We start from the raw sequence: 21,249 nt of genomic DNA, 5'->3' as shown, positions 1-21,249 counted from the left end.
GGCTTTATAGCCCATGCACCGTTGACTGCGCGATTAAAAAACCCGGTGGAAATTGCCGCCAGCCGGTGCGAATGCTTGCGATGCCTTTCACGCACGCCTATAGCACGGCCTTGAGATGACAGACGCCTCGTCCCTGCCCCTATATCCGCACCGCCATCTGCTCGGCATACGGGAGCTATCTCCCGTAGATATAGAAATATTGCTCGACCGAGCCGACGCCGCGGTAGCTGTGTCACGCCGGCCGGAAAAGAAGATGTCGACGCTGCGCGGACGCACGCAGATCAATCTGTTCTACGAGGCATCGACGCGTACGCAATCCTCCTTCGAACTTGCCGGCAAACGGCTCGGCGCCGATGTCATGAACATGTCGGTGGCGAGTTCGTCGGTGAAGAAGGGCGAGACGCTGATCGACACCGCAATGACCTTGAACGCGATGCGACCGGACATATTGATCATCCGGCATGCCTCCGCGGGTGCTGCGGCCCTGCTGGCACAGAAGGTCGGCTGTTCGGTGGTGAATGCCGGCGATGGCGCGCATGAGCATCCGACACAAGCCTTGCTCGATGCGCTTACGATACGCCGCGCCAAGGGCCGCATTGCCGGCCTGACGGTCGTCATCTGCGGCGACATACTGCATTCGCGCGTCGCGCGCTCCAACATCCTGCTGCTCAATGCGCTTGGCGCCGGCGTGCGCGTGGTGGCGCCCTCCACGCTGCTGCCGTCGGGCATCGCCCAGATGGGCGTCGAGGTCTGCGCCACCATGGCCGAGGGCCTGAAAAACGCCGATGTCGTGATGATGCTGCGGCTGCAGCGCGAGCGCATGGAAGGTGCCTTCGTGCCTTCGGTGCGAGAATATTTCCGCTATTTCGGGCTGGACGCCGAAAAGCTGAAGGCCGCGAAGGAGGATGCGCTGGTCATGCATCCAGGCCCGATGAATCGCGGCGTCGAGATCGCTTCCGAGATCGCCGACGGCCCGCAAAGCGTCATTCAGGAACAGGTGGAAATGGGCGTTGCCGTTCGCATGGCGGTGATGGAGGCGCTGCTCGACCCGCGCCGCAACCCCGACGAGAGCGAACGATGAGCGTCACCGTTTTCAGCCGCGCCCGCATCGTCGACCCGTCGCGCGGCCTCGATGAGGTGGGTACCGTCATCGTGGACGGCAGGAAGATCGTAGCCGCCGGCGCTGACGCCCTCAACCAAGGCACACCCACAGGCGCCGAGACCATCGACTGCGCCGGCAAAACCATCATTCCGGGTTTGGTCGACGGGCGCGTTTTCATCGGCGAGCCGGGCGCTGAGCATCGCGAAACAATCGCCTCGGCAAGCGTTGCCGCCGCCGCCGGCGGCATTACCTCGGTCGTCATGATGCCGGACACGCATCCGGTTATCGACAATGTGGCGCTGGTGGAGTTCGTGCTGAGAACCGCGCGCGACACCGCGATCGTCAATGTCTTTCCGGCAGCCGCCATCACCAAGGGCCTTGAAGGCCGCGAGATGACCGAGTTCGGCCTGCTGCGCGAGGCCGGCGCGGTCGCCTTCACCGATGGGCGCCGCACCATAGCAAACGCGCTGACCATGCGCCGGGCGCTGACCTATGCCCGCGACTTCGGCGCAACCATCGCGCATGAAACGCAGGATCGCGACCTGGCCGCCGCCGGCGTCATGAATGAAGGGCTCTATGCAAGCTGGCTCGGCCTTTCCGGCATTCCGCGCGAGGCGGAAGCCATCCCGCTGGAACGCGACCTGATGCTGGCGCGCCTGACCGGCGGCAGCTATCACGCCGCCAAGATCTCCACCGCCATGGCGGCAATGGCAGTGGCCCGCGCCAAAGCGGACGGCGCCAAAGTCAGTGCCGGCGTGTCCATCAACCATCTGGCGCTCAACGAAAACGACGTCGGTGAGTATCGTACCTTCTTTCGCCTATCGCCGCCGCTTCGCGCTGAAGAAGACCGCCTGGCGATGGTCGAGGCTCTCAGGGACGGAACCGTCGATATCGTCGTTTCCTCGCACGATCCGCAGGATGTCGATACAAAGCGCCTCCCGTTCGCCGATGCAGCCGACGGGGCGATCGGTCTGGAAACGCTGCTTGGCGTGACGCTGCGGCTTCATCACAACGGCGACATCCCACTGTTGCGTCTGATCGAGGCTGTGTCGACCGCACCGGCAAAACTGTTCGGGCTACCGGGCGGCACGCTGAAGCCAGGAGCTACCGCCGATCTCGTTCTGGTCGACCTCGATGAGCCCTGGATCGTTCGCGAGAACGCCATTCTTTCACGCTCGAAAAACACCTGCTTCGAGGGTGCGCGTCTGCAGGGCCGGGTCTTGCAAACGCTGGTGGCCGGCCGCACAGTCTTTTCAGCCTGAGTTTTGGGGGAAATGAATGGCTGATTCCGCGCTACAGATTTCCTTACCCTACCTCCTTGTGGCGCTGGCCTTCGGCTATCTGCTGGGGTCCATTCCCTTCGGCCTGCTGATCACGCGTGCTGCCGGGCTCGGCGATGTGCGCAAGATCGGATCGGGCAATATCGGCGCAACGAATGTGCTGCGCACTGGAAACAAGGGCCTTGCAGCCCTTACCCTCATTCTTGACGCGCTGAAGGGCACGGCCGCAGTGCTGATCGCAGGTTCCTTCGCTCCCGAGGCGGCGCTGGCCGCCGGCTTCGGCGCTTTCATCGGCCATCTGTTTCCCGTCTGGCTCGGCTTCAAGGGTGGCAAGGGCGTCGCCACCTATCTCGGTGTGCTGATCGGCCTTGCCTGGCAGGGTGCGCTGGTCTTCGCGATCGCATGGCTCGGCGTCGCGATTATCACGCGCTATTCGTCACTGGCCGCGCTGATCGCCGCGGTCGCGGTGCCGGTAGCTCTTTATATTCTTGGCTTCCCGACCATCGCGGCGTTGTTTGCGCTGATGAGCTTGATCGTGATCGTGAAACACCGCGCCAATATTTCCAGGCTGCTTGCCGGCACGGAATCGCGGATCGGAGCGAAATGATGAATGTCGCCGCCGGTCCACGTCTCAGCGACCGGCAACGGCTCAACTGGCTTCGGCTGATCCGCACGCCGAACATTGGCCCGGCCAGTTTTCGCGATTTGATAAACCGCTTCGGCTCGGCCGAAACGGCCATCGAAATGTTGCCGGAATTGATGCGCTCGGGCGGCGCAAGGCGCAGCGCGCATGTTCCCTCGATTGCACAAGCCGAAGCCGAAATGGAAACGGCGCGCAAATTCGGTGCGCGTTTCATCGGCGTCGGCGAAGCCGATTATCCACCGGCGCTGCGGCGCATCGAAAACCCGCCGCCGCTCCTGGCGGTCAAAGGCTCGAGCACCGTCTTCACACCGACACCGGTGGCGATCGTCGGGGCACGCAATGCTTCTTTAACCGGCGTGAAGATGGCGCGCATGCTGGCCACCGATCTCGGTCGCGACGGCTGCGTCGTAGTCTCCGGGCTGGCGCGGGGCATCGATACGGCAGCCCATCAAGCGAGCTTGCCGACAGGCACCATCGGCGTTCTCGCCGGTGGACTTGATCGTATCTACCCGCCGGAAAACGTCGGCCTCTGCGAAGAAATCGCGAAAAATGGCGGCGCGCTGGTCTCCGAGATGCCGTTCGGTTGGGAACCGCGCGCCCAGGATTTTCCGCGCCACAACCGCCTCATCGCCGGCATCGCGCTTGGGCTGGTGGTGGTCGAGGCAGCCTTGCGTTCCGGCTCGCTGATAAGCGCGCGGCTTGCCGGCGAAATGGGCAGGTTGGTGTTTGCGGTGCCCGGCTCGCCGCTCGATCCGCGCGCCGCCGGCACGAACGGCCTGCTCAAGGACGGGGCGACGCTGGTGACCAATGCGCGAGATATTGCCGAGGCATTCGCACCCCTAGCCGGCATGAGACAAGAGCCATCTTCGTCGCTCCAGGAGCCTCCGGACTTCGCCGCCGCGCATCCACCCGCCGACGACGATCGCGCCCGCGTGGTCGAGGCGTTGGGGCCGGCGCCCGTTGCCGTCGATGACCTTGTACGCCACACAGGTCTGCACCCGGCGCAACTGTTCATGATCCTGCTGGAGCTCGATCTCGCTGGCCGGCTGGAGCGCCACTCAGGAGGAGCGGTATCGCTGCACGCGTGACGGCCGTTCACCGCGAATGATGTCGCTTGCCTCGATGTAGGCCATACCTATGAGATAGGCGAGCATGTCGCATCGTTCAGCCTCGGCCATCGTACGTAACTGGCCAAGCATAGATTGCAAATAATCCAGCGTGTCCGTACGTCTTGTCGTGAAGGCCTGCTGCATGCGCACTACTCCTCCAGCCTGCGCGGCACATTTGCCATGACGCAGGGTCATGTGACATGTTCGGTTCGGCCGAACTCGCTAGGGTCGCTCAGGCCATCATCAATAAGGTACATTGAATATACCAAGGATTGCAACACGTAAGTTATACAATCAAAAATTGTAAGCCTGTCGCAGCGCCCGTTTTTCCACCCCGCCACTTGACCGAACGGGAAAGCGCAGCCATGTGACTGACCATCAAGGAAAATCTGTCGCGCGCCGCGTTCGGTACGGCGCGGCCCGGAAATGCGAGTAAATATGGACGTCGTCGTCGTCGAATCGCCCAACAAGGTCAAAACCATCAACAAATATCTGGGCAGGAACTACAAGGTTCTCGCCTCCTTCGGGCACGTTCGCGATCTGCCGGCAAAGGATGGCTCCGTCAGGCCTGACGACGATTTCGCCATGTCGTGGGCCGTGGACACGGCTTCGTCCAAGCGCCTCACCGATATCGCCAAGGCGGTCAAGGACGCCGACGGCCTGATTCTCGCCACCGACCCGGATCGCGAGGGCGAAGCGATTTCCTGGCACGTGCTGGAGGTGCTCAAGCAGAAGCGCGTATTGAAGGACAAGTCGATCAAGCGGGTCGTCTTCAACTCCATTACGAAACCCGCAGTCCTCGAAGCAATGGCCAATCCGCGCGAGATCGATCCGCCGCTGGTTGACGCCTATCTGGCGCGCCGCGCGCTGGATTATCTGGTCGGCTTCACGCTTTCGCCGGTTCTGTGGCGCAAGCTTCCGGGCGCTCGCTCGGCAGGGCGCGTGCAGTCCGTGGCTCTGCGTTTCGTCTGCGATCGCGAGGCGGAGATCGAGCGTTTCGTGCGCGAGGACTACTGGCTGATCGCCGCCATCCTGAGCACGCCGCGCGCGGAAAATTTCGAAGCGCGCCTGATCGTCTATGACGGCAAGAAGCTGCAGAAGCTCGACATCAAGAGCCAGGAGCAAGCCGACGCAATCAAGGCCATGCTCGACGGCGCAACCTTCAAGGTCGCATCGGTCGAAGCCAAGCCGACCAAGCGCAACCCCGGCCCTCCCTTCACCACCTCGACCCTGCAGCAGGCTGCCTCGTCGCGGCTCGGCTTTTCGGCCAGCCGTACCATGCAGGTGGCGCAGAGGCTTTATGAGGGCATGGACATAGGCGGCGAGACCGCCGGCCTGATTACCTACATGCGTACCGATGGCGTCCAGATGGCGCCGGAGGCGATCTCGGCTGCCCGCGATGCGATCGGCAAGGAGTTCGGCGCAAGATATGTGCCTGACAAGCCGCGCTATTATTCGGCAAAAGCCAAGAACGCGCAGGAAGCGCACGAAGCCATTCGCCCGACCGACTTTTCGCGCACTCCGACCCAGATGCGCCAATATCTGGACGCCGACCAGGCCCGTCTCTACGAAATGATCTGGAAGCGTGCCATCGCCAGCCAAATGCAGCCGGCAGAAATCGAGCGCACCACGGTTGAGATCGAGGCGCGCAACGGCGCGAACACGGCGGAACTGCGGGCTGTGGGCTCGGTCGTGCGTTTCGACGGCTTCATCGCCGCCTATACCGACCAGAAGGACGAAGACGCCGAAGACGAGGAGAGCCGCCGGCTTCCCCAGCTTCGTGCCGACGAAACGCTCGCCCGGCAATCGGTCAACGCCACTCACCACACCACAGAGCCGCCTCCCCGCTACTCGGAAGCCTCCTTCATCAAGAAGATGGAGGAGCTCGGCATCGGTCGGCCCTCGACCTATGTCGCGACGCTGAAAACGCTGGAAGACCGCGACTATGTGAAGATCGAGAACCGCAGATTGGTACCGCAGTCCAAGGGGCGTCTCCTGTCGGCGTTTCTGGAGAGCTTCTTCGAGAAATATGTCGAGTATGATTTCACTGCGTCGCTCGAGGAAAAGCTCGACGAGATTTCCGACGGCAAGCTCGCCTGGAAGGATGTGCTGCGCGATTTCTGGAAGGACTTTTCCGGTTCCGTCGACGACATCAAGGAATTGCGCGTCACGGACGTGCTGGATGCGCTGAACGAGGAACTCGCGCCGCTGGTGTTTCCGGAGCGCGAGGACGGTTCGAACCCACGCATCTGCCCGAAATGCGGCACCGGCAATCTGTCGCTGAAACTCGGCAAATACGGTGCTTTCGTCGGCTGCTCGAACTATCCCGAATGCGGCTACACCCGTCAGCTTGGCGACGCCGCCAATGGCGACGGCGAGGCGGCCAATGGCGAAAACGGCACCAAAGTTCTCGGCAAGGACCCGTATACCTCCGAAGACATAACCCTCCGCAGCGGTCGCTTCGGCCCCTATATCCAGCGCGGTGAAGGCAAGGAGGCCAAGCGCTCCAGCCTGCCCAAGGGATGGTCGCCGGCAACCATCGACCATGAGAAGGCCTTGGCGCTCTTGGCTCTGCCGCGAGATGTCGGCAAGCACCCGGAAAGCGGCAAGATGATTTCGGCCGGCCTCGGCCGCTACGGTCCGTTCGTGCTGCATGACGGCACTTACGCCAATCTCGACTCCATCGAGGAGGTGTTCTCGATCGGCCTCAACCGCGCGGTTTCGGTGATCGCCGAAAAGCAATCCAAGGGCAGAGGCGGACGCAACGGCACGGCGGCCGCAGCCCTCAAGGAGCTTGGCGACCATCCGGACGGCGGCGGCAAGATCGTGGTGCGTGACGGCAAATACGGGCCTTACGTCAATTTCGGCAAGATCAACGCCACCCTGCCCAAGGGCAAGGACCCGATGTCCGTGACCGTCGAGGACGCCGTGGCGTTGATTGCCGAGAAGGAAGCAAAGGGCGGCGGCAAGAAGCCGGCGCGCGCCAAGACGACCGCAGCCAAAAAGCCCGCTGCAAAGAAGCCGGCCGCCAGGAAGGCGGCAGCGAAAAAGCCTGCGACGAAAAAAGAGGACTAGGCCCCGTTGGCAAGGAACATCTCCGGGCGGAAAGCCTCTGGCGGCAAGAGCCGCCCATCCGCTGCATCCGGCTCCGGAGATGGATCGCGCGATTTTCGCCCCTCGCGCGACGACATCCTGCGCTATATCGCCGACAACCCCGACAACAGCGGCAAGCGCGAGATCGCCAAGGCCTTTTCCCTGAAGGGCGAAGGCCGCATCTGGCTGAAGGATATGCTGCGGGACCTGCAGGACGAGGGCCTGCTGGCGAAGGATCGCAAACGGCTGAGGCGGCCAGACGCCCTGCCCAATGTCGCGGTTCTCGACATTTTCGCGCGCGACGCCGATGGCGGGCTTCTGGCCCGCCCGACCGAACAGCCGGAAGGAGCAGCGCCGATCGTCGTTTCAATCCGGGCGTCGCGCAATGGACCTACTGCGGGGGTCGGCGACCGCGTGCTGGCCAAGACGTTTCCGACCGAGGCGACGCAAGGCCCTGCCTATACGGCGCGCGTGATGAAGGTGTTCGAGAAACGGAGCGAAGCCGTTCTCGGCGTCTTCCGCGTGCTCAAGGATGGAAGCTTCCGCATAGAGCCGGTCGAAAAGCGGCAAGCCGAGTTGGTCGTCGAGGAAGAACATCGCAACGGTGCGAAGAACGGCGATCTCGTCGAGGTAGAGCCGCAGCGCGCCTCACGCTACGGGCTCGCGCGCGCCAAGGTGCTGACGGTTCTCGGTTCGCTGACCAGCGAAAAGGCGGTCTCGATGATCGCCATCCACACGCATGACATTCCGCATATCTTCCCGTCCGAGGTTCTGGCCGAAGCCGATGCCGCAAAGCCCGCAGCCATGGAGCGGCGCGAGGACTGGCGCGACATTCCGCTGATCACCATTGACCCGGCGGACGCCAAGGACCACGACGACGCTGTGTTCGCCGAACCGGACACGGACGAAAAGAACCCCGGCGGGGTCGTTGCAATCGTCGCGATCGCCGACGTCGCGGCTTATATCCGCTTTGGCACGGCGCTCGACCGCGAGGCGCTGAAGCGCGGCAATTCGGTCTATTTTCCCGATCGCGTGGTGCCGATGCTCCCCGAGCGCATCTCCAACGACCTGTGCTCGCTGAAGGAGAATGTCGACCGGCCGGCGCTTGCCGCCCGCATGGTGTTTTCGGCTGACGGGCGCAAAATTCGCCATTCCTTCCACCGCATCATGATGAAGTCGGCGGCTCGCCTTGCCTATTCGCAGGCGCAGGCGGCAATAGACGGCGTGCCGGACGATGTGACCGGACCCATTCTGGAACCGGTGTTGAAGCCGCTGTGGGCGGCTTACGAGGTGTTGAAGCGCGGTCGCGAATCGCGACAGCCGCTCGAACTCGACCTGCCGGAGCGCAAGATTCTGCTGAAACCCGACGGCACGGTCGACCGGGTCATCGTGCCGGAGCGTCTCGACGCTCACAAGCTGATCGAAGAATTCATGATCCAGGCCAATGTCGCCGCCGCCGAAACACTGGAGGCGAAAAAGCAGAGCCTGGTCTACCGCATCCATGACGCACCCTCGCTGCTGAAGCAGGAATCGCTGCGCGAGTTTCTCGCCACGCTTGGGCTTTCCCTTGCGCATGGCGCGCAGATGAAGCCGTCGCAGTTCAACCAGATTCTGAGCCGCGTTCGCGGCGCCGAAAATGAGGCCCTGGTCAACGAAGTCGTGTTGCGTTCGCAAAGCCAGGCGCTGTATTCGCCGGAGAACCTCGGGCATTTCGGGCTGAACCTGCGCCGCTATGCGCATTTCACCTCACCGATCCGACGCTATGCGGACCTGATCGTACACCGGGCGCTGATCGGCGCGCTGAAGCTTGGTCCGGACGGGCTGACGCTGGCCGAGGAAGAGCGTCTCGACGATATTTCCGAGCTGATTTCAGCAACGGAGCGCCGCGCCATGGCGGCCGAACGCGACACGGTCGACAGGCTTATCGCCGGCTATCTCGCCGGGCGGCTGAACGACACGTTTGACGCGCGCATTTCCGGCGTGACCAAAGCAGGACTTTTTGTCCAATTGCCGCAGTTCGGCGCGGATGGTTTCATACCCGTGTCATCCTTGGATGGCGATTACTACGTATACGATGAAATTGCCCGAGCCCTTTTTGGAGATCGTACAGGCCAAGGATATCAGCTCGCCGATCGCGTCGAGGTTCGCCTCGTCGAGGTCGCGCCGCTTGCAGGCGCCATGCGCTTCGAGATGCTGACCGATCCGAAACCCCTGCCCGGCTCCAAGAGGTCGTTCCACAAGGCGAAGGCGCAGAAATCGCGAAGCCGCGCGGCGCAGGCGCGCAAGCCGGAACGCAACAGGAGACGGTGATGGAAGAGCAGGTATTCGGCGGCGAACATCACTCCGGCAGGCCTGCGCGCCCAATCTGGACCGCAATGAAGCGAGGGCTTCTCGGCCGCTGCCCGCATTGCGGCGAAGGCAGGCTGTTTTCGTCTTTCCTCAAGGCGGTGCATCAGTGCGAGCATTGCGGAGAGGAAATGCACCACCATCGCGCCGACGACCTCCCGGCCTATCTCGTGGTGGTGATCGTCGGCCATATCGTCGTCGGCGCCTTCATGGGCGTCGAGGCGACCAGCACCATGTCCACCTGGCAGCATCTTGCGATCTGGGTGCCTTTGACCATCATCATGGCACTCGCCATGCTACGCCCCACCAAGGGGGCCATCATCGGCCTGCAATGGGCACTTTATATGCACGGCTTCGGTGGCGAGGACGATTTAATCGAGTCGCAGCCCGAAGCCTGAAAACTGGAGCAATGTCCTCCCTTGGAATAATTCCGTCTTCAGCGAGTTTTCCCTAAAGCATGATCCCGAGTTGGGAACCGGCTTTCGGAAAAGATCATGCTCCAAAGGAAAGATAGACGCCGATTCCGATTCACCCGAAAAGGAACAGGCTCTAAGGTGCGCATATGGACGGAATGACGAAATCCCAGGTGGATAGGGCCGAAGCGCGCGATTCCGCGCTCGGCCCCGGTCCGAAAAGGCCCCGCGACGCCGCAACCCTCATGCTTCTCGACCGCCAGGGCGGTGAAGTTCGGGTGCTGATGGGCCGTCGGCACGCCCGTCATGCCTTCATGCCCGGAAAATTCGTCTTTCCCGGTGGCCGCACCGATCCCTCCGACAGCCGCATACCGGTCATCGACGGCATGCATCCCGCCGACGAGGCCAAGCTGATCGCAACGACCGCGCGCGCAAGCATCGCGCGTGCCCGCGCCATCGCCTTGTCGGCCATTCGCGAAACCTATGAGGAAGCGGGCCTGCTGATCGGGCGCAGGCAACCCTTCGCCACTCCCAAGCACGACTGGCAGGGCTTTGTCGAACACGAGGTGCAGCCAACGCTTCGGCCACTGCGTTTCATCGCCCGAGCAATCACCCCTCCCGGACGCGTTCGCCGGTTCGATACCCGCTTCCTTTCCGCCTGGAAGGAGGATGTCGCCGTGGAGTTGCCTGACGGCGGACCCACCAACGAACTAGAGGAGCTGGTCTGGCTGCCATTGTCCGAGGCCAGAGAGGCCGACATTCCGGCGATCACCCGTACCGTGCTCGGTGAACTTGAAAAACGGCTGGCCGACGATCCCGACCTCAACCCGGGCGCACCCGTGCCTTTCTACCGCATGCTCCACAACCGCTTCGTTCGAGCCGTTCTCTAGGACTAATCGACATTCAGAAATGACAGTGAGTTCCCAGCCGGTTGCCGACGACGTTCCCATGCGTTGGCTGTCGATTTCGGCAGCCGTCGCTTCCATCAGCGTTGTGGGCATTGCTATCGGGCTCGGCATGCCACTGCTCAGCATCATCCTCGAAACGCGCGGCCATTCCGCATCGATGATCGGCCTGAACACCGCCGTGGCCGGCATAGCTTCGATCGCCGCGGCACCCTTGGCGACACCGCTTGCGGTGCGTTTCGGTGTTGTCTGGACGATGCTGGCGATGATCCTGCTCGGCGCATTTGCCTTTGTCGGCTTCTATTTCGCACCCGCATTCTGGATGTGGTTCCCGCTGCGCGTCTTGCTGCACCTTGCCTTGACCGTCCTGTTCATCCTGTCCGAATTCTGGATCAGCAGTTCGGCTCCGCCGCGCCGGCGCGGGCTGGTGCTGGGCATCTACGCAACAGTGCTGTCGCTCGGCTTTGCCGCGGGTCCCTGGCTTTTCGCCCAGATGGGCAGCACCGGCTTCCTGCCCTTCGGCACGGTTTTCGCGCTGGTCGTGATCGCCGCCGTCCCGGTGCTTGCCGCATGGCGCGAAAGCCCGGAAATCGTGGCGGAAGGCGGTTCGGCCGGCTTTATACGCTACACCTGGCTGATACCCACCGCGACGGCGGCGGTATTGGTGTTCGGAGCGGTCGAAACCGGCGGCTTCGCGCTGTTTCCGGTATATGGCAGCCGCGTGGGCTATTCGGAAGGCGACGCGGCGCTGCTCTTGACGATGATCGGTCTTGGCAATGTGCTTCTGCAGATACCGCTCGGCATGGTTTCCGACAGAATCAAGGATCGCCGCCATCTGCTGCTTGCCTGCGCCGGCGTCGGGCTGATCGGAATGCTTGCCCTGCCCTATATAGACGTCAACTGGCATTTGATGGCGGGCCTGCTTTTCGTGTGGGGCGGCGTGGTCGCCGCGCTCTACACTGTCGGGCTGGCGCATCTCGGCTCGCGCCTTGCAGGGCACGAGCTTGCCAACGCCAATGCCGCCTTCGTTTTCTGCTACGGATTCGGCATGATGCTCGGCCCGCAGGTCATCGGCATCGGTATGGATCTATTCGGCGTCGACGGCTTTGCCTGGTCGCTCGCGCTGTTTTTTGCCGCCTACATTGTGCTGTTGTTGAACCGACTTGCCCGGCCCAACTGCTGACAGACTTGACTTTCCGCGCACGTTCTTTATGTGTCGCGGCAAGTTTTCCGCGTCCGGCTTTTGCCGTGGTCAGGCGGCCCGAACTCTAGAACTCAACGGACAAGCAAAATGGCCAAAGCCGCAAACATCAAGATCAAGCTTCTGTCGACCGCAGACACCGGTTTCTTCTACGTGACGAGCAAGAACAGCCGTACCAAGACCGACAAGCTGTCGTTCCGCAAGTACGACCCGATCGCGCGCAAGCACGTCGAGTTCAAAGAGACGAAGATCAAGTAATCTTCGCCACTCCTGCGAGATCGAAAAGCCGCCTTTGGGCGGCTTTTTCATTTTTGCGGATCGGGGGCCGATCGGCGATCTGGCAGCGGTACGAGGAGGCCACTATATGCCAGTGCCGACCGGCCGACCCCACGGACCCAGGAGATGCGGCGGACCTGAGCATCATGGGGTATGCGAAGACCTGCGGGGTGGATCTCCATGCCCGCGCCGTCTTAGGCTGTCAGGTAGACAGTCGCGCGAGAACGCTTGGAAATCAACACTTTCTTAACCACTCCGGTCAATTCGCGTGCATTAACGTAAACGGCTAACCAAGACCTATTGACGCAGGCATCAGGCTGCCTTGGCAACCACACGATTGCGTCCCCCGATCTTGGCTTCGTAGAGTGCCACATCCGCTCGCTTCATCAGGTCCTCCACCGAATCGCTCCCCCGCCGCAGTGACGAAACGCCGATGCTGATAGTGACTTCCAGCGTTTTGCCATCCTTGCCGATCGGAAACGGCGTCTGCGCAATTTCGGCGCGGATCCGCTCCGCGACCTTTTCCGCCACCGGACCATCGGTATCGGGCATGACCACGACGAATTCCTCGCCCCCGTAGCGACAAGCCAAATCAATGCCGCGCACATTCTTGCGCAGGCGTCTGGCGAACTCGCGTAGCACATCGTCCCCGCCATCATGACCGTAGGTGTCGTTGACGTTCTTGAAGCGGTCGAGGTCGGTGATCATCACCGATAGCGAGCGACGGCGCGCCACCGCGCGGTCGAACAATGTCTGGAGGTGACTGTCCAGATAGCGGCGATTGTGGAGGCCGGTCAGCCCGTCAGTCACCGCCATCTCGATGGTCTGTGTGACGCTGGCACGAAGATGATCGTTGTAGCGCTTGCGTTTCACCTGCGTGCGCAGACGCGCGGTCAGCTCCTGCTGGTCGATCGGGCGGACCAGGAAGTCGTTTACGCCAAGATCGAGGCCACGAATGATCCGGTCCTCCTCGCCGTTCTCCGCCAGAAGAATGATCGGCACGAAGCGCGTGCGGTCGAGCGAGCGCAATTGCGAACACAGCCGCAGGGGATCGAAATCCGCAAAGCTGGTCGAGACGATGATGCATTCATAGGCCGCTTCAGCCGCCTGGAAAAACCCGGCATGCGGGTCGGTCGCCAGATCGATTTCCGCCGTCTGGCGCAACATCTGGCGGATGCGCTCATGAGACGACGCTCGTTCGTCTACCAGCAGCACCTTCGCCATCATCTCCTGCGAGGGCTGACGGCGCGACAGCAATTCCTCGATGCCGATATTGCGTGTCGTGGAGGCGCGCAGGCGAAGTTCGTCGGTCAGCATTTTCAGCCGCACCAGGCTCCTGACCCGCGTCATCAATTGCAAATCGTTGACCGGCTTGGTCAAAAAGTCGTCGGCGCCCGCCTCAAGCCCGCGAATGCGATCCGATACCTGATCAAGCGCGGTGATCATGACCACGGGAATGTGAGAGGTTGCCGGATCGCTTTTCAGGCGTCGACAAACCTCGAACCCGTCCATGTGCGGCATCATTACGTCAAGCAGGACGACGTCAACCTTGCCATTCTCGCAGGTTTCGATCGCATCGAGGCCATTGGTTGCCGTCAGAACTTCGAAATACTCGGCCAGCAAGCGGACCTCGAGCAGCTTCACATTGGCCGGGATGTCGTCGACGACCAGAATTCGCGCGGTCATGATATTACTCGATCACGTATGGAAATGCGGACGGCCATCAAGCGTCGCCAAGGTAGGATTTGATGGTCTCGATGAAGCGCGGCACCGATATGGGCTTTGAAATATAGGCTTCGCATCCGCCCTGCCGGATGCGTTCCTCGTCGCCCTTCATGGCAAAAGCGGTAACCGCAATGACGGGAATGACATGGAGTTCATCGTCCTCCTTCAGCCACTTCGTCACTTCGAGGCCGGACACTTCCGGAAGCTGTATGTCCATGAGAATCAGGTCCGGGCGGTGTGTCCGGGCCAGTTCGAGGGCTTCAAGGCCATTGCGCGTGCGCACGGTCTCGTAGCCGCTTGCTTCGATCAGGTCGCGGAAGAGCTTCATGTTAAGCTCGTTGTCCTCGACGATCATAACCTTCTTAGCCATTGATTTCCCGTCCCGACTGCCGCTCGCGGCAAGCGCGAAAATGGGCAGCCTTTTTGCCGACCGGCACCAAACCCGTCGTCAGACTAACTCAAGATGATTGATGAAACGGAAACCCCAGGCGAATGGCAAGCCCGGCTTTCAACCGCAGGCGTTTTTCTGGACTTCGCAGCTTGCATGGGTAGGATGCGCCGGCGCCGCCGGCGGTGGAACCAGGCCCAAAAACAGGAAAGACGCCCGAATGATTTCCTCGTTGCCCTCACGCGAACACGCCGAGGCTCTCGCAATCCAAGCCTTGTCCTTCATTGCCGCCGATCCGGAGCTTTTGCCACGTTTCCTGGCCCTCACCGGCATCGAAGCGCAGGCCATTCGGGCGGCTGCGCGCGAACCTGGTTTCCTGGCCGGCGTATTGCAGTTCATTCTTGCGCATGAACCTACGCTGCTGCGGTTTTGCGAGGAGACCGGTATCGCACCGGGCAGCGTCGGTGAGGCGTATCGGCATCTGCCGCTTGGCGACGAACGCCATCAAACCTCGGTGTGACGGGTACACTTCAGAGTAGAAAAACAGGAACCACAAGTTCCGCCATTGGTTACCTCTCATCCTCAATCCACCAAAGGACGATGAAGATGAGACCAATCGCTGCAATGATAGCTGCTGTATCAGTGACTGCCTTGGCATCCGGAACAGCCTTTGCCGCCTGCCCGGAAACGACAGGTTCCGTTTCCAACGAAACGACTGCCACCGCAGGCATCGCCAAGGATGGAACGCATGCGCCGCTGGAGACAGACGCCGAGGCCAAGTCGGGCATGAATGCCGATACGGCTCAAAAGGACGGCAAAACCATGCCTCTGGCCGAGCAGGAAGCTGGCGGAAACAAAGACCTTGCTACATCGCAGCAGGACGTAGAGGCGCAACAGCAGGGTGAACAGACAGCAGCAGCCGAGGCGGAAGACGAGGCTTGCAAGGAGTGAACCTAGCTGTCCGGAAGGGCCGAGCCGATAAGCACGCAGCGCAGATTGGGGCTGTCGCGAACCCGGCAGCCCCTTTTCTCTACTTATCTCGCGATGCCGGAAATCGATTTGAGGATCGATGTGCCGACAGTGTATTTCGGGTCAACCATATTGCCGAGCCGGGCGCGTCCCGCCTGGGTCAGCAGCATGTAGGCGTCGAGCTCCTCGAAGCCGAAATCCGCAGCCAGCCAGCGCACCAGTTCGCGATAGGCCTGACGCGCAGCATCTTCCATCGGGCGGGCCGAGCCGATGGTCATGTAGAACTTATCGTTTTCCAGACGCGGCGTCTTGATCGTCCATCCCTTGATCAGGTCGACCTGAACCGTCGTCACCGTCGGATGCTCGATGGCGACGCCGCAGAGCTCGCCATCGCCTTGTGCGGCATGACAGTCTCCGAGATAAAGATATGCGCCGGCGGTCTGTACGGGCAGATAGATGACCGCCCCCGGCGCCACATCCGGCAGGTCCATATTGCCGCCGTAATAGTCCGGAACCAGCGCGCTGATTACCTCGATTTCGGGCGCAGTCCCGATGGTGCCGATGAACGGCTCATAGGGCAGCGTGATGCGATCGTTCCACTTGACGCCCTTCTCGGCATCGATATGCACCTTCTTGACGATTTCCGGCAGCGGCGAGTTGAGCATGGCGGTATCGCCGGTCGGGACGAGGCCGCCAAATTCGGGCATCAGAACCGTGGTGCCGGAGGGCTGCGCACCGCGAGGCCTTATATCCTTGATCAGGACGGCGAGTGTATCGCCCTTTTCCGCACCCTCGACGCGGATTGGCCCGTTTTGCGGGTTCAGGAACGGAAAGTTCAGGATCTCGGAGGGCTTGTCCGTTTCCTTGGCGATCTTTCCCTCGAAGGCGTCATGCGTCTCGGCGGAAATCACCGCGCCCGGCTCCACCGTCAGAACCGGCTCCGCATAGGGGCCGTAGACATAGTGATACTTGCCCTGCGTGGCCTCGGTGATTGCGTAGGATGTTCCTGCCTTGCCCTTGGCCACGCCCTTGCGTGCCATGATGGACTCGTCAAACCAAGACATTACGTACTCCTTGCATGCGATTTTCGTTTGAATTGAAGGGGCGTTAAACGGCCAGATATCTGCGCACGGTCTCGCGATCCTCGAGCATCTCGGGCGTCAGCGTCGCGGTGATCCGCCCCTTGTCCATGACATAGCAGCGCTGGGCCATGGCCTTGATCATGTCGATGTTCTGCTCGACCAGAACGATCGAAACACCGGTCTTTCGATTGAGATCGACCGACAGCCTGGCAATATCCATGACGATGGAGGGCTGAATGCCTTCCGACGGCTCGTCGAGCAGAATCAGCGAGGGCTTGCCCACCAGCACGCGCCCGATGGCCAATTGCTGCTGCTGGCCGCCAGACATGGTGCCGGCACGCTGGTTGCGCCGCTCGGCCAGGATCGGGAAATGGCCATAAACTTCCTCGAACACCGCCTGCGACGACGAACCCGAGATAGACAGGCCAACAGCCAGGTTCTCTTCAACCGACATGCGCGGAAATACGTCGCGGCCCTGCGGCACGTAGCCGATACCGAGACGGGCACGCTTGTGCGCGGCCAGTTTGGCGAGCGACTGGCCTTTGAAGTCGATAGTGCCGCGATCTGCAGGCAGAAGACCGATCAAACTCTTCATCAGTGTCGACTTGCCGACGCCATTGCGGCCGATCACCGCCACGATCTCGCCGGCGCGCACCTGCATGTCGACGCCTTGAAGCACCGGCTTGCCGCCATATCCGGCCCAGAGACCACGTGTTTCCAGGAGAATGTCGCTATGCATCGCTCTGCCCCAGATAGATTGCGGCGACGCGATCGTCGCTGATGATCTCGTCGATGGTGCCCTGCGCAAAGACCTTGCCGAAATGCAGCACCGTCACCTTGTGGGAGATCTGGCGCACGAACGACATGTCGTGCTCGACGGCAAGCACGGTCACACCCTCGGCATTGAGCGCCTGCACCATTTCGCCGGTGGCAAAGGTTTCGTCCGGCGTCATTCCCGCGGTCGGCTCGTCCAGCAGCAGGAGTTGCGGCTTGAGGCTGACCGCCATGCCGATCTCCAGCCACTGCTTCTGACCGTGGCTGAGATTGCCGGCGAGTTGATGCGCGGCCTCTTCCAGCTTGAGGAAAGACAGCAGCCGCGCAATCTCGTTCTTCAGAGAAGCGCCGTCCAGATGATGCTGCAGCGCGATCTCGAGGTTCTGGCGGACGCTCAGTGCCTTGAAGATGCCCGGAACCTGGAACTTGACGCTGATGCCGCGCCGGATGCGCTCGAACGACTTGGCGCGCGTAATCTCTTCGCCGCGATAGAATATCTGTCCGCTGGACGGCAGATATTCACCGAGGATCAGGCGGAAAAACGTGCTCTTTCCCGCGCCGTTCGGCCCGATCAAACAATGGATCTCGCCTTTCTCGAGGGTGAAGTCGACATCGTTGGTGACATGCAGGCCACCGAAGCGTTTGTTGAGGCCGCGTGTTTCAAGGATTGCCATCACGCCTTCTCCTTCCGCCGCGAGCCGCTCATGCGCGCCACGAGGCTGGCAATGCCAAGGATGATTCCCTCAGGCGCCAGCAAGACCGTGAAGACCAGCAACGCGCCCATCACGATCAGCGCATACTGGGCGCCATAGATCGTCAGCGCCTGAAAGCCGCCGAGAACCACAAGAGTGCCGATCAGGGTGGCGGTGATATCGCCGCGTCCACCGACCGCGACCCAGACGATCGGCAATGCGGCAGCCGTGATTCCCATGCTGGACGGGGTGATGTACTGACCCCACGAGGTGTAGAGCACGCCCGAAAGGCCCGCGAGCATGGCGCCGATGACGAATGCGCCGAGCTGGTATTTGCGCACGTCGTAGCCAAGCATCTCGGCACGCTGCGGGTTCTCGCGGATGGCGACCAGAACGTTGCCGAAGGGCGAATTCACCAGAATGCGCAGGCCGAGATAGACGAGAACCACGAGCGCAAGCACGACATAGTAAAGAGCGACGTCGGCATAGAGCACGATATCGCCGCCGAACCAGGGAATGGTCAGTGGCGGCATGCCGCTCATGCCGTTGAAGCCGTTCAACCTGGCCGAACCGATCGCCCATTCCGGGCCGCCGGTCTGCGCCATGAAGCGTTCGAGAACCAGCGTTATGGAAAGAGTCACGATACCGAGGAAGACGCCGGTGATCCGGCCGAAGAACAGGAAGTAACCGATCACCGCCGCAAACACGCCAGCCAACAGCATGGCCAGAAGCAAAGCCGCGATGGTGAAACCGTAGGCATCGCCGATGTTGATCGTCAGGATGCCATAGGCGTAGCCGGCGACGCCGAAAAAGGCAGTCTGACCGAATGACAACGCACCACCGTAACCCCAGATCAGGCTGAGCCCCATGGCCATGAAGGTCCAGGTGAGGAAGTAGACGGTGTTGCCGATCGTGTATCCGTCGGAAAACAGCGGATAGGAAGCGGCCGCCGCCACGACAATGGCGAACCCGGTCCAGAAGAGCGGACCGCGCCCCTTGGTCTGGGGCCCTTCAAGGCGCTCGAGAAGCTTGAAACTCATCAGCTGCGCCCCCGCAGAATGAAGCCCGACAAGCCGTTCGGCAGCAGGCGGATGACGATGATGACCGCAACCAACAGCCCGATCTGTCCAAAGAGCTGGCCGTGCCAGGAGGTGAGCGCGGCCTTGACGACGGCAAGGATTGCCGCAGCCGGCGCGGTGCCCAGGAATACGTCCGCTCCGCCCACCACGACGGTGACGAAAGCCTCGACGATGAAACTCGCGCCCATGGTGGGTACAAGTGTCATGGTCGGGGCGTAGAGGCCGCCTGCGAGCCCCGCGAGTGCCGCACCCAGACCAAATGTCAGCGCATAGACGTAGCTGGTATTGACGCCGAGGCTCTTGGCCATGTGCGGCACCTGAATGGTGGCGCGCGCCAGCACGCCAAAGCGCGTCTTGTTGAATATGAGATAGAGCCCGGCCAGGATGGCGAACGCGGCCAGCATCAGGACGATCCGATAAAGTGAGAACGACAGGGCGCCGAACGTGAACGACCCGAGCGGCGTGCCGACGCCCTGCATGGTCGAACCGAGCAGGATCAGCGTGCCCTGCGTTGCCATAAGGCTGATGCCCCAGGTTGCAACGATGGTATCCAGCGGGCGGCCATAGAGATGGCGAATGACCAGGCGCTCAAGCACGATGCCGATGAGACCGGCGACAAGCGCGCCGCAAAGAATTGCCAGCGGCAGCGGCAAGCCGGCATTTTTGGTCATCACGGTGACGTAGGCGCCGCACATGATGAATTCGCCGTGGGCGAGATTGATGACGCCCATCATGCCGAAGATGATGGCCAGGCCGCAGGCGGAAAGCACCAGGAAGGCGAACGCGTCGCCGAACTGGTAAAACGCGGCAAAGAGGGAACTCAAAAGCTCCATCGTGGAAGATCCCTAAAACTGGAGGCTGCAGGTGATGCAGGCAGGTCCCGGCGCGGGCATTGCCGCGCCGGGAGTTTGGTCGTCAGTCCTTGGCGGGAGGATTGGACGGCGTGTACTGCTCGCTCGGGTCGCTCTTCGTCAGGTCGCAACCGGCGTCGCCAAGCCAATAGGGCTTAACGTCGTTCCAGACCTTTGGGAAGGTGACCGAGTGATCGGCCTCGACCTTGGCGAGATAGATCGTGTGCGACATGTGCTGGCTCTTCGGGTCGAGGCAGACATTGCCGGACGGACCGTCGAAGCAGACATCGCCTTCAGCCATGACCTTGCGCAGGTCGTCGCGCTTGGTCGAACCATCGGCGCGTTCCACCATCTGCTTGTAGAGGTTCAAGCCGATATAGGAGTTCGCGGCTTCCTGGTTGATGTATGGCTCGTCCGGGAATTTGGCGCGGAACTTCTCGATGAAGGCCTTGCTCGCCGGCGAATCGACTTCCTCGATGTAGTTCGTCGTCACATGCATGTTGGCCAGGCTTGGTGGCGTGAAGCGCTTGTGCTCGTAGCCCTGCCCGACATTGACCGAAGATGCCATCGGCAGATTCAGGTTCGCCGAAGCGGCCTGTTCGTAATAGGAAGCCTGGGCGGTGCCGACGAGCAGCGTAACCACAAAATCCGGCTTCGCCGTCTGGATGTTCTGGATGGTCTGCGAGAACTGCGACACGCCGAGCGGGATGAACTCCTCGCCGACCATTTCGCCACCCGCTTCCTTGACGATATTGCGCACCCACTCGGCCGAAATCTGGCCGAAATTATAGTCGGCAGCGATCGTGTAGACCTTCTTGCCGTAGGTCTCCATCATCCAGGGGATGAGAGTGGAGAACTGCTGCTCGGGCACGGCGCCGGTGACGACCATGTTGGCGTCGCAAACGCCGCCTTCATACTGATTGTTGTAGAAGGCGAAGCCGTCGAACTGGTTGACGATCGGGCGATAGGCCTCACGCGAAGCGGAAGAAAAACCGCCGAAGATCACGTCCACCTTGTCGCGCTGGATGGCGCGGCGCGTGAACTCCTGGAAACGCGTGTTATCGGACTGGGTATCGTAGATCACCAGTTCGAGCGGACGTCCGGCAATGCCGCCACCGGCGTTGATCTCCTCGGCGGCGAGCTGCAGCGCGTGCACCTTACCGATTACCGGCACGACGAAATCGCCTGACTGGTCCTCCAGAACGCCGATCTTGATCGGCTCCTGAGCCGTGGCTGCGCCTGAAAAAAGCACAATCGAACCCATCGCCGCGAGCGCGGCGTTTTTCAGTATCCTGGGCATATCTCTCTCCCTCGGGGTTAA

At 61.6% G+C, this 21,249-nt stretch carries 21 protein-coding genes; 12 read left to right on the top strand and 9 right to left on the bottom strand.

What is annotated here, in order from left to right; all coding sequences use genetic code 11:
- Window positions 1-115: 115 nt before the first annotated feature.
- The 4 genes from ACLKMW_RS08190 to dprA are packed head-to-tail and all read left to right on the top strand — an operon-like array spanning window position 116 to window position 4,113.
- Window positions 116-1,081, top strand: a complete 966-nt coding sequence (locus ACLKMW_RS08190) for an aspartate carbamoyltransferase catalytic subunit (RefSeq protein WP_415723930.1) — start codon at window positions 116-118, stop codon at window positions 1,079-1,081.
- A complete protein-coding gene (locus tag ACLKMW_RS08185; RefSeq protein ID WP_415723929.1) occupies window positions 1,078-2,364 on the top strand; it encodes a dihydroorotase in 1,287 nt (428 codons plus the stop codon). The genes ACLKMW_RS08190 and ACLKMW_RS08185 overlap by 4 nt, the downstream gene beginning before the upstream one ends.
- Window positions 2,365-2,380: 16 nt before the next feature.
- Window positions 2,381-2,989 (top strand): glycerol-3-phosphate 1-O-acyltransferase PlsY, encoded by a 609-nt coding sequence (plsY, locus tag ACLKMW_RS08180; RefSeq protein WP_415723928.1) that lies wholly within the window; start codon window positions 2,381-2,383, stop codon window positions 2,987-2,989.
- Entirely contained in the window at window positions 2,986-4,113 is a 1,128-nt protein-coding gene (gene dprA, locus ACLKMW_RS08175; RefSeq protein ID WP_415723927.1) for a DNA-processing protein DprA, read from the top strand. The genes plsY and dprA overlap by 4 nt, the downstream gene beginning before the upstream one ends.
- Here the strand turns inward: dprA and ACLKMW_RS08170 are convergent.
- Complete coding sequence (locus ACLKMW_RS08170; RefSeq protein ID WP_415723926.1) at window positions 4,084-4,278, bottom strand: hypothetical protein; 195 nt, start codon at window positions 4,276-4,278, stop codon at window positions 4,084-4,086. The genes dprA and ACLKMW_RS08170 overlap by 30 nt on opposite strands.
- Before the next feature lie 294 nt (window positions 4,279-4,572).
- Here ACLKMW_RS08170 and topA point away from each other — a divergent pair, with 294 nt between their 5' ends.
- The 6 genes from topA (at window position 4,573) to rpmG (ending at window position 12,350) form a co-directional block, all read left to right on the top strand.
- Window positions 4,573-7,209, top strand: a complete 2,637-nt coding sequence (topA, locus tag ACLKMW_RS08165) for a type I DNA topoisomerase (RefSeq protein ID WP_415723925.1) — start codon at window positions 4,573-4,575, stop codon at window positions 7,207-7,209.
- A 6-nt stretch (window positions 7,210-7,215) separates the two neighbouring features.
- A complete protein-coding gene (gene rnr, locus ACLKMW_RS08160) occupies window positions 7,216-9,537 on the top strand; it encodes a ribonuclease R (RefSeq protein WP_415723924.1) in 2,322 nt (773 codons plus the stop codon).
- On the top strand, window positions 9,537-9,971 hold the full coding sequence (locus ACLKMW_RS08155) for a DUF983 domain-containing protein (RefSeq protein WP_415723923.1): 435 nt from the start codon (window positions 9,537-9,539) through the stop codon (window positions 9,969-9,971). The genes rnr and ACLKMW_RS08155 overlap by 1 nt, the downstream gene beginning before the upstream one ends.
- Window positions 9,972-10,135: 164 nt before the next feature.
- Window positions 10,136-10,876, top strand: coding sequence for an NUDIX hydrolase (locus ACLKMW_RS08150; RefSeq protein WP_415723922.1), 741 nt, complete (start codon window positions 10,136-10,138; stop codon window positions 10,874-10,876).
- A gap of 58 nt (window positions 10,877-10,934) precedes the next feature.
- Window positions 10,935-12,074, top strand: coding sequence for an MFS transporter (locus ACLKMW_RS08145; RefSeq protein WP_415724103.1), 1,140 nt, complete (start codon window positions 10,935-10,937; stop codon window positions 12,072-12,074).
- A gap of 108 nt (window positions 12,075-12,182) precedes the next feature.
- Window positions 12,183-12,350 carry a 50S ribosomal protein L33 gene (rpmG, locus tag ACLKMW_RS08140; protein ID WP_128625673.1) on the top strand — a complete coding sequence of 56 codons (168 nt, stop codon included), beginning with the start codon at window positions 12,183-12,185 and terminating at the stop codon, window positions 12,348-12,350.
- A 330-nt stretch (window positions 12,351-12,680) separates the two neighbouring features.
- On the opposite strand, the gene ACLKMW_RS08135 is transcribed toward rpmG, so the two are convergent.
- Window positions 12,681-14,054: a PleD family two-component system response regulator gene (locus tag ACLKMW_RS08135; RefSeq protein ID WP_415723921.1), complete on the bottom strand. Its 1,374-nt coding sequence runs from the start codon at window positions 14,052-14,054 to the stop codon at window positions 12,681-12,683.
- Between the two features lie 37 nt (window positions 14,055-14,091).
- Window positions 14,092-14,448 carry a response regulator gene (locus ACLKMW_RS08130; RefSeq protein ID WP_415724102.1) on the bottom strand — a complete coding sequence of 119 codons (357 nt, stop codon included), beginning with the start codon at window positions 14,446-14,448 and terminating at the stop codon, window positions 14,092-14,094.
- Between the two features lie 253 nt (window positions 14,449-14,701).
- Between ACLKMW_RS08130 and ACLKMW_RS08125 the strand changes: the two genes are divergently transcribed.
- Window positions 14,702-15,001 carry a DUF3572 domain-containing protein gene (locus ACLKMW_RS08125; RefSeq protein WP_415723920.1) on the top strand — a complete coding sequence of 100 codons (300 nt, stop codon included), beginning with the start codon at window positions 14,702-14,704 and terminating at the stop codon, window positions 14,999-15,001.
- Window positions 15,002-15,087: 86 nt separating this feature from the next.
- Complete coding sequence (locus ACLKMW_RS08120; RefSeq protein WP_415723919.1) at window positions 15,088-15,432, top strand: hypothetical protein; 345 nt, start codon at window positions 15,088-15,090, stop codon at window positions 15,430-15,432.
- Between the two features lie 83 nt (window positions 15,433-15,515).
- Here ACLKMW_RS08120 and ACLKMW_RS08115 read toward each other — a convergent pair whose 3' ends face one another.
- From ACLKMW_RS08115 to ACLKMW_RS08090, 6 genes are all read right to left on the bottom strand, one after another.
- Entirely contained in the window at window positions 15,516-16,514 is a 999-nt protein-coding gene (locus ACLKMW_RS08115; RefSeq protein WP_415723918.1) for an acetamidase/formamidase family protein, read from the bottom strand.
- 43 nt (window positions 16,515-16,557) lie between these two features.
- The gene (locus ACLKMW_RS08110; protein ID WP_415723917.1) at window positions 16,558-17,271 is read right to left on the bottom strand and encodes an ABC transporter ATP-binding protein; all 714 of its coding nucleotides are present in this window, start codon (window positions 17,269-17,271) and stop codon (window positions 16,558-16,560) included.
- Window positions 17,264-17,980: an ABC transporter ATP-binding protein gene (locus ACLKMW_RS08105; RefSeq protein ID WP_415723916.1), complete on the bottom strand. Its 717-nt coding sequence runs from the start codon at window positions 17,978-17,980 to the stop codon at window positions 17,264-17,266. Before ACLKMW_RS08105 ends, ACLKMW_RS08110 begins: the two co-directional genes overlap by 8 nt.
- Window positions 17,980-19,038: an ABC transporter permease subunit gene (locus ACLKMW_RS08100; protein WP_415723915.1), complete on the bottom strand. Its 1,059-nt coding sequence runs from the start codon at window positions 19,036-19,038 to the stop codon at window positions 17,980-17,982. Before ACLKMW_RS08100 ends, ACLKMW_RS08105 begins: the two co-directional genes overlap by 1 nt.
- Window positions 19,038-19,910 carry an ABC transporter permease subunit gene (locus tag ACLKMW_RS08095; protein ID WP_415723914.1) on the bottom strand — a complete coding sequence of 291 codons (873 nt, stop codon included), beginning with the start codon at window positions 19,908-19,910 and terminating at the stop codon, window positions 19,038-19,040. Before ACLKMW_RS08095 ends, ACLKMW_RS08100 begins: the two co-directional genes overlap by 1 nt.
- A gap of 82 nt (window positions 19,911-19,992) precedes the next feature.
- Entirely contained in the window at window positions 19,993-21,228 is a 1,236-nt protein-coding gene (locus ACLKMW_RS08090; RefSeq protein ID WP_415723913.1) for an urea ABC transporter substrate-binding protein, read from the bottom strand.
- Between the last annotated feature and the right edge of the window lie 21 nt (window positions 21,229-21,249).

Source organism: Borborobacter xinjiangensis, assembly GCF_047739745.1.
In the GTDB taxonomy this organism is placed as follows: domain Bacteria; phylum Pseudomonadota; class Alphaproteobacteria; order Rhizobiales; family Rhizobiaceae; genus Pseudaminobacter.
This window is presented reverse-complemented; position numbering and strand designations above follow the sequence as displayed.